The sequence below is a fragment of the Aquamicrobium lusatiense genome, assembly GCF_014201615.1.
GTDB lineage: Bacteria > Pseudomonadota > Alphaproteobacteria > Rhizobiales > Rhizobiaceae > Mesorhizobium > Mesorhizobium lusatiense.
The window spans coordinates 1-1,240 of sequence record NZ_JACHEU010000013.1; the positions used below are offsets into that span (position 1 = coordinate 1).

The following is a 1,240-nucleotide window of genomic DNA, read 5'->3' on the forward strand; positions in this document are numbered from 1 at the left end:
GACGATCTCCGCCGTTTCGATGACGGCATGGAGGAGAACGTCGGCGCCTGCTGCGGCCCATTCCTTCGAGATGTCCTCGGCCTCGTTGTGCGACAGCCCGTCGACGCAGGGGCACATGATCATCGTCGCCGGCGCCACCTTCGCCACCCAGCACGCATCGTGGCCGGCGCCCGAGATGATGTCCATGTGGGAGTAGCCCAGCCTGTCGGCCGCGGCGCGCACCCGCGCCACCAGTTCGGGCGCGAAGGTCACCGGATCGAAATGGCCCACCGCCTCCACCGCGCAGCCGACGCCGAGCTCGTCGGCGATCTTCTGCGCCCCCGCCTCGATCCTGGCCCGCATGCCGTCCAGCTTTTTCTGGTCAGGCGAGCGGATGTCGACCGTGAACACCACCTTGCCCGGCAGCACATTGCGCGAATTGGGCGCGAACGTCACCTGCCCCACCCCGCCAACGGCGCCCGGCTGATTTTCCATGGCAACGCTCTGCACCAGTTCCAGAATGCGGCCCATGGCAAGGCCTGCATTGACCCGCATCGACATCGGCGTCGAGCCGGTATGGGCTTCCTTGCCGGTCAGCGTGAATTCAAGCCACCACAGACCCTGGCCATGGGTGACGACGCCGATCTGCCGGCTTTCCGCCTCGAGGATCGGCCCCTGCTCGATGTGATATTCGAAATAGGCGTGCATTTTGCGCGCGCCCACCTCTTCCTCGCCCACCCAGCCGATGCGCTGCAGCTCGTCGCCGAAGCGCTTGCCCTCCATGTCGGTGCGGCCATAGGCATAGTCGAGCTCAAGCTCGCCGGCGAACACGCCCGACGCCAGCATGGCCGGTGCAAAGCGCGCGCCTTCCTCGTTGGTCCAGTTGGTGACGACGATGGGATGTTTCGTGGCGATGCCGAGGTCGTTGAGCGAGCGGGCCACTTCCAGCCCCGCCAGCACGCCGAGCACGCCGTCGAACTTGCCGCCTGTCGGCTGGGTGTCGAGATGCGAGCCGATATAGACCGGCAGCGCTTCCGGGTCGGTGCCGGGCCGCGTCATGAACATGTTGCCCATGCGGTCGACGCCCATCTCAAGGCCGGCATCCTCGCACCAGCGCCGGAACAGATGGCGCCCCTCATTGTCGGCGTCGGTCAGCGTCTGGCGGTTGTTGCCGCCCGCAATGCCGGGACCAACCTTCGCCATCTCCATCAGCGAATCCCACAAACGGTCCGGATCAATGCGAAGGTTCTCGCCGGAGGTG

At 66.3% G+C, this 1,240-nt stretch carries 1 protein-coding gene; it reads right to left on the reverse strand.

The window, feature by feature from the left end; translation table 11 throughout:
- Positions 1-1,240, reverse strand: a 1,240-nt coding sequence (locus tag HNR59_RS20615) for a Zn-dependent hydrolase (protein WP_183833233.1), incomplete at both ends; no start/stop codon positions are given.